Genomic DNA, 6,515 nt, shown 5'->3' with positions numbered 1-6,515 from the left:
TAGTGCGAAGAGCACGAGCAACACCAGAAAGGCCCCTTCTTCGGAAGGGGCCTTTCTGCGTTTATCGCTGATCAGGTGGTGGACCCCGGTAAGATCGACCCGATGTCTGCTCCCTTCTCCACCGCCACCGGCGCCGACGTGCGCGTGCGGTTCTGCCCCTCGCCCACCGGAACGCCGCATGTCGGTCTCATCCGCACCGCTCTCTTCAACTGGGCCTACGCCCGGCACACGGGCGGCAAGCTCGTGTTCCGCATCGAAGACACGGATGCCGCCCGAGACAGCGAAGAGAGTTACGAGCAGATCCTGGACGGACTGCGCTGGCTCAAGATCGATTGGGACGAGGGTGTCGACGCCGGCGGGCCTCATGGTCCCTATCGGCAGTCCCAGCGCCACGACATCTACCGCGGAGTCATCGATCAACTCCTGGAGCGTGGCCTGCTCTACGAGAGCTTCGCCACGGGTGAAGAGATCGAGGCCCGCAACATCGCGAACGGTCGAGACCCGAAGCAGGGCTACGACAACTTCGAGCGAGAGCTCAGCGACGAGCAGCGTGCCGCGTTCCGGGCTGAAGGCCGTCAGCCGGCGCTCCGACTGCGGGTTCCCGACCGCGATCTCAGCTTCGACGATCTCGTGCGTGGTCCGATCACGTTCCCGGCGGGGTCCTTCAGCGACTTCGTCGTCGTCCGGCCGAACGGCGTTCCTCTCTACACGTTCGTCAACCCGCTCGACGACGCCTTGATGGGCATCACGCACGTCCTGAGAGGCGAAGACCTCCTCTCGTCGACGCCGCGGCAGATCGCTCTCTACGAGGCGCTGGTCGAGCTCGGCATCACGACATTCGTCCCTCGCTTCGGCCACCTGCCGTACGTCATGGGCGACGGCAACAAGAAGCTCTCGAAACGCGACCCCGAGTCGAACCTGTTCCACCACCGCGACCGCGGATTCATCCCCGAGGGCCTCGTCAACTACCTCGCGCTCCTGGGGTGGTCCTTGACACATGACCGGGACGTGTTCTCGATCGACGAGATGGTCGCGGCGTTCGACGTGGTCGACGTGAATCCGAACCCGGCACGGTTCGACGTGAAGAAGGCCGAGTCCATCAACGGCGACCACATCCGCTTGCTCGCGGTCGACGACTTCACCGAGCGACTGCTGCCCTACCTCGAAGGGATGGTGAGCGTGCCGCCGACGGAGGCCGAACGGGGCGTGCTGGTGCAGGCTGCGCCTCTCGTCCAGGAGCGCATGACCCTCTTGTCCGAGGCCCGTGGCATGCTCGGGTTCTTGTTCACCGCCGACGACGAGCTCGTCCACGAAGACGACGCGCTGGCCTCGCTCGGTGAGCGGTCCGACGAGGTGCTGCGCGCCTCCTCGGCTGCTCTCGAGGGAGTGTCGGACTGGACGCACGAGCCGATCCAGGCCGCCCTCAAGGCGGCACTGGTCGACGGGCTCGGACTCAAGCCCCGCGTGGCCTACGGGCCGCTCCGCGTGGCGCTGTCCGGACGCCGCGTGAGTCCGCCACTGTTCGAGTCGATGGAGATCCTCGGGCGCGAGTCGACTCTCGCCCGGCTCGCCGCCCTCGCCCGCCGCTCATGACCGAGCGCTACGACGTCGCGGTCATCGGGGGAGGGCCCGCGGGCTTGAGCGCTGCGCTCAACCTCGTCCGCGCCCGACGACGCGTCCTGCTGATCGACAGCAACCGGCCGCGCAACTCCGCCACGTTGCTCTCGCACGGGTACCTCACGCGGGACGGCATCTCGCCGCTCGAGCTGCGGAAGCTCGGGCGCGACGAGTTCCTGGGCTACGAGGGCGCCGAGCACCGACAGACCATCGCGACGAACGTCGTCCCCGTCCCCGGTGGGTTCGACCTCTCGTGCGAGTTCCGTGGGCAGCAGTCATCTGCCGTGGCGGGGGTCGTGCTGGTGACGACGGGGCTGACCGAGACCCTGCCCGACATCGCCCAACTCCGAGCGTTCTACGGCACGTACGTCCACAGCTGCATCGAATGTGACGGGTACGACAAACGCGACCAACCGCTCGCGCTGATCGGTGAGCACTCCGACCTCGTCGAGCGCGCGCTGTTGCTCTCGCAGTGGACCGACGACCTCATCGTGTTCACGCACGGTTCGGACGTCGTCACGCCGAAGGACGAGGCTGCGCTGGTGGCCCGCGGCATCACGGTGGACCGACGCCGGGTGGCGAGCATCGACGGTGACCGCGAAGGCATGCGCGGGGTGGTGCTCGAGGACGGCACGATCGTCCCCCGGGCCGGCGGCTTCGTGCGCCCGGAGTGGTCGGCCGCGCTCGACTACGTCGCTCGCACAGGAGCCGACCTGGACGACGACGGGCTGCTCGTGGTCGACGGGCACGGTCGCACGTCGGTGCCGGGGCTCTACGCCGCCGGCGAGAGCACGGCGCCCGGGCCTCAGCAATTGATCGTCGCCGCGGGTGATGGCGCCCGGGTGGCCGCCGTGATCAATCGCGACCTCATCGGTGGCCTCGAACACCTGGCGGATGCTGTACAGTAGACGTCGGTCCAGGTGATGGGCCGACAGTGATGTAGACCTTACGGTTGTCATCATTGGGGTATGGTGTAATTGGCAACACGACTGATTCTGGTTCAGTTGTTCTTGGTTCGAGTCCAGGTACCCCAGCAATTCGGTTCCCCCTGGCCTTACGGCCTGGGGGAATTGCTGTTCGTGCTTGCCTGGCCGCCTCCGGCGGCGTGTTCGGCTTCGCCGAACGGGTCATGTCTTGGCCCTGCGGCCTGGGGGAATGGCTGTTCGTGCTTGGCCGCCTCCGGCGGGGTGTTCGGCTTCGCCGAACGTGGCAGGTCCTGGCCCTTCGCCCCGGCGGAATCCTTCTTCGTGCCCTCGGCCTCCCGCGACGGCGTGACCGGTTTCGTCGAAAGAGGTGGGGGCCACGCTTCGCGGCCGACTGGACAGCCCTCGCGCGCTGAGCCGAGCACGTGGTGCCGAGCGACAAGCGCAAAGGGCTGGGCGCTGAGCGCCAAGCGTCAAGGGCTGGGGGCCGGATGGCCTGTGGTGCGGCGGCGCGTGAGGGCGGCCGCGATCGGACGCTCGACGTGCCGGTGGATGGCGATCGACGACGCCACGACCAGCGGAACCGACACCCCGACCGAGAGCCAGCCGTTCGTCCACCCGAGACGGGCGAACAACTCGGGGACGGCCGGGGCGATCATCGGATGGAAGAGGTACAAAGCGTACGATGCCGCCCCGCCGGTCAAGAGCCACCCGGGCGTCATCCGGCGGAGGTGGCCCTCGGCCAGGACCGTCGTCGCGACGAGAGCGGTGACCGACGCGAAGCGGGCGGGTGCGTTCCGCTCGAACGAGCCGTCCACGCCGGGTGCCACGAGGACGGCGATCAGCGCCACGAGCGCGAGCGCCCACGTGGTCCAGAGCCAGCGACGGCGCCCGGGGAGCGAGAACTCGGCGATCACCATGCCGATAAGGAAGAACAGGACGATGGGGTCGAAGTAGACCGCCCAGGGCGGGCGCCCTGGGTCGAACGCCCACCAGAGCGCGGCGCACGTGGTGAGCACCAGCGCCACGACAGGGAGGACCTGCACCCGAGCCGCGAGGCAGAGGGCCACGAGGGCATAGAACGCGACCTCGAAGACGAGTGTCCAGCCGACGCCGAGCACGGGCTCGATCTTCCCTTCGGCGTTGCGGGTGGGAACGAAGACGTACGACGCGACCACGTTGACGGGTTCGAGTGTGGCGTGCAGGACGGCCGAGGGGACGACGAACAGCGAGACCACCTTGAGGGTCGTCGCGATCCAGTAGAGCGGGACGATGCGTTCGAGTCGTCGACGTGCGAACGTCTTCCAGGCGTCGGCGGAGGCTGGCATGGACCGCACGGCGTGCATCATGACGAAACCGCTGATGACGAAGAAAACGTCGACGCCGACCGACCCGTAGCTCCATGGGGCGAAAGAAGGGTCGAGCCGTTCGTGCGCGTAGAAGATCGTGTGGGTCACCACCACCAGCAGGGCGGCCACGAAGCGGAGGGCCTGGATGCCGTCGAAGTGCCGGCGGTGGGCCGTGGGGGCTCGCGAGGCGGCCGACGAGATCGTCACGGTCCGACATGCTACATGTCGTCGTCGACGACGGGAAGTCGGGCCGGAACAGCCGAGGCCCCCACCGCATGGTGGGGGCCTCGGCTGTCAGTGTGAGCGGATCACTCGCCGATCGTTGCTCCGAAGCGGGCCGGCAGTGTGCCGCGGTGGGTGCTGCGCAACTCGTCGACGGACACCGTGAAGACGTCCTGCACCTCGAGCGACCCGGACTGGGCGTCGGTCACGCCGATGCGGGCCACGGGGTAACCACGGCCCTCGCAGAGACCGCGGAAACGAACGTCGTCCTCACGGGGCACCGAGACGATCACACGACCGGTCGACTCGCTGAAGAGCGCGGTCGCGACGTCGATGCCGTCACGCTCGAGCACCTCGCCCAGCCAGACGCGGGCACCGACGCCGAAGCGCATCACGGCCTCGGCCAGTGCCTGCGCCAGACCACCGTCGCTCAGGTCGTGGGCCGCGGCGATCAGCGACTGGTCGCCACCGGCGTGCAGCAGCTGTGCGAGCTGGGCCTCGGCGGCGAGGTCGACCGCCGGCGGGCGGCCGCCGAGGTGGTCGTGCACGACGCCGGCCCAGGCCGACCCGTCGAGCTCGAGCGACGTGGTGCCGAGCAGGTAGATGTTGTCGCCCTCGTCCTGCCAGCCGGACGGGATGCGCTTGGCGACGTCGTCGATGACTCCGAGGACGCCCACCACGGGTGTGGGGTGGATCGGACGCGTGCCGGTCTGGTTGTAGAACGACACGTTGCCGCCGGTGACCGGGATCTCGAGTTCGAGACACCCGTCGGCCAGTCCCTCGACGGCCTGCGAGAACTGCCACATGACCTCGGGGTCCTCGGGGCTGCCGAAGTTCAGGCAGTCGGTGACCGCGGCGGGCACGGCGCCGGTCACGGCGACGTTGCGGTACGCCTCGGCCAGTGCCAGACGCGCACCCTGCTTGGGATCGAGCTGGCAGTAGCGCCCGTTGGCGTCCGTCGCGATCGCGAAGCCGAGACCGGTCTCTTCGTCGACACGGATCATGCCGCCGTCGTCGGGGAAGCTGAGCGCGGTGTTGCCCAACACGTAGGTGTCGTACTGGTTCGTGACCCAGCTCTTGTCGGCCAGGTTGGGCGAGCCGAGCAGCTCGAGGAACTGCTCGCGCAGCACCGCGTTGCCCGTGGGGCGGGGCAGCGACGACGCACTGTCGGCCTGCAGGGCGTCGATCCAGCTGGGGTAGGCGACGGGGCGCTCGTACACCGGGCCGTCGACGGCGACCGTCCGGGGCTCGACGTTGACGATCTCTTCGCCGTGCCAGTTGATGACGAGACGGCCGGTGTCGGTGACCTCGCCGAGCACGCTGGTCTCGACGTCCCACTTGGCCACGACGGCGAGGAACGCGTCGAGCTTCTCGGGACGCACGACGGCCATCATGCGCTCCTGGCTCTCGCTCATCAGGATCTCTTCGGCGGTGAGCGACGGGTCGCGCAGCAGGACGTTGTCGAGTTCGACGAACATGCCGCCGTCACCGTTCGAGGCGAGCTCGGACGTGGCGCAGCTGATGCCGGCGGCGCCGAGGTCTTGGATGCCCTCGACCAGCTCGTCGCGGAACAGTTCGAGGCAGCACTCGATGAGCACCTTCTCGGCGAAGGGGTCGCCGACCTGGACGGCGGGACGCTTGGTCGGCCCACCGGACGAAAACGTGTCGGAGGCGAGGATGGAGGCGCCGCCGATACCGTCGCCACCGGTGCGAGCGCCGAAGAGGACCACCTTGTTGCCGACGCCCCGGGCGTTGGCCAGGTGCAGGTCTTCGTGGCGCAGGACGCCCACGGCCAACGCATTGACCAGGGGGTTGCCCTGGTAGACCGCGTCGAAGTAGGTCTCGCCCCCGATGTTGGGCAGTCCGAGGCAGTTGGCGTAGAAGCTGATGCCGCCGACGACGCCGTCGACCACGCGGGCCGTGTCGGGCGCGTCGATGTCGCCGAAGCGCAGCTGGTCCATGACCGCGACGGGGCGGGCGCCCATCGAGATGATGTCGCGGACGATGCCGCCGACACCGGTGGCGGCACCCTGGAACGGTTCGATGTAGCTGGGGTGGTTGTGCGACTCGACCTTGAAGGTGACGGCCCATCCGCCACCCACGTCGACCACTCCGGCGTTCTCGCCCATGCCGACCATGAGGTTCTTCTTCATGGCGGGCGAGACCTTCTGGCCGAACTGGCGGAGGTAGATCTTGCTCGACTTGTACGAGCAGTGCTCGCTCCACATGACCGAGTACATGGCGAGTTCGCCGCTCGTGGGGCGACGACCGAGGATCTCGCGGATCTTCGCGTACTCGTCGGCCTTCAGCCCGAGGGCTCCGTAGGGCTGCTCGCGGTCGGGCGTCGCCGCGGCGTTCGCCACGGTGTCGGGCACGTGTCCCTCGGGTCGGACGTCGATCATCT

General features: G+C 68.3%; 4 protein-coding genes and 1 tRNA gene. 3 read left to right on the top strand and 2 right to left on the bottom strand.

Translation table 11 applies throughout. The features are described from left to right. Positions 1-102 precede the first annotated feature (102 nt). The 3 genes from gltX to SZ60_RS15300 all read left to right on the top strand — a co-directional run bounded on the left by gltX (position 103) and on the right by SZ60_RS15300 (position 2,651). Positions 103-1,593: a glutamate--tRNA ligase gene (gene gltX, locus SZ60_RS15310; protein WP_043597446.1), complete on the top strand. Its 1,491-nt coding sequence runs from the start codon at positions 103-105 to the stop codon at positions 1,591-1,593. Then, positions 1,590-2,525 carry an NAD(P)/FAD-dependent oxidoreductase gene (locus SZ60_RS15305; RefSeq protein ID WP_043597443.1) on the top strand — a complete coding sequence of 312 codons (936 nt, stop codon included), beginning with the start codon at positions 1,590-1,592 and terminating at the stop codon, positions 2,523-2,525. The genes gltX and SZ60_RS15305 overlap by 4 nt, the downstream gene beginning before the upstream one ends. 54 nt (positions 2,526-2,579) lie before the next feature. Continuing rightward, positions 2,580-2,651 (top strand) — tRNA-Gln (locus SZ60_RS15300). Positions 2,652-3,013: 362 nt separating this feature from the next. On the opposite strand, the gene SZ60_RS15295 is transcribed toward SZ60_RS15300, so the two are convergent. Next, positions 3,014-4,096, bottom strand: a complete 1,083-nt coding sequence (locus SZ60_RS15295) for an acyltransferase (RefSeq protein ID WP_052505456.1) — start codon at positions 4,094-4,096, stop codon at positions 3,014-3,016. A gap of 101 nt (positions 4,097-4,197) precedes the next feature. Next, positions 4,198-6,513 carry a phosphoribosylformylglycinamidine synthase subunit PurL gene (purL, locus tag SZ60_RS15290; protein WP_043597461.1) on the bottom strand — a complete coding sequence of 772 codons (2,316 nt, stop codon included), beginning with the start codon at positions 6,511-6,513 and terminating at the stop codon, positions 4,198-4,200. Positions 6,514-6,515 lie beyond the last annotated feature (2 nt).

This window comes from Frigoribacterium sp. MEB024, assembly GCF_000878135.1.
Classification (GTDB): domain Bacteria; phylum Actinomycetota; class Actinomycetes; order Actinomycetales; family Microbacteriaceae; genus Frigoribacterium.
Note: the sequence above shows the minus strand (reverse complement) of the source record. Positions and strands in the feature narration are given on the sequence as shown.